The sequence below is a fragment of the Agromyces bauzanensis genome (assembly GCF_014645655.1).
In the GTDB taxonomy this organism is placed as follows: Bacteria; Actinomycetota; Actinomycetes; order Actinomycetales; family Microbacteriaceae; genus Agromyces; species Agromyces bauzanensis.
On the sequence record NZ_BMMD01000092.1, the window covers coordinates 1 to 579 of the forward strand.

At 67.7% G+C, this 579-nt stretch carries 1 protein-coding gene; it reads right to left on the reverse strand.

Annotation, left to right across the window (positions count from 1 at the left end; translation table 11 throughout):
* Positions 1-25: 25 nt before the first annotated feature.
* Positions 26-427, reverse strand: a complete 402-nt coding sequence (locus tag IEX31_RS18550; protein WP_188744857.1) for a type II toxin-antitoxin system VapC family toxin — start codon at positions 425-427, stop codon at positions 26-28.
* Between the last annotated feature and the right edge of the window lie 152 nt (positions 428-579).

Consider the following 579-nt stretch of genomic DNA (forward strand, 5'->3'; position numbering starts at 1 on the left):
ACGGCTGCTCCGCCAGGCCCACAGGTCAGCGGCGCACCCGATCGACAAGCCGCGCGGGTGCGCCGTACTCCGCGACCCTCGCGTCCGACGTCAGCAGCGCGAACCCCTCGGCGCGTGCCTGTGCGACGAGCATCCGATCGAACGGATCCCGGTGGATCGGGGGAAGCGCCGCCGCCTCGACGGCGTGCGCGGAGGAGATTGGAAGTTCGACGTATCCGTTCTCGACAAGGCCCCGCCGGAGTATCCGAGCATCGACGGCGAAATCGTCCCGCCCGATCGACGCTTTGATCCCGATCTCCCAGATGCTGGCCGCGCTGAACCAGAGGCGGTTGGCATCGTCTTCGATGAGCTCACGCGCCACCGGCGGCACGAGCCGGGGCTCGTACGCGGCCCACAACAACAGGTGGCTGTCGAGCAGCACGTTCACGCGGGATCTCCGAACATCGCCGCGATCTCGTCGGACGCGATCTCATCGAAGTCGTCGGGCACGGATACCTCGCCTTGGAGAAACCCGATGCGATGCCGAGTCTCGACCCGCTCCAGACGCGTCAACTTCGCGACCGGCGTGCCGGACTTCGC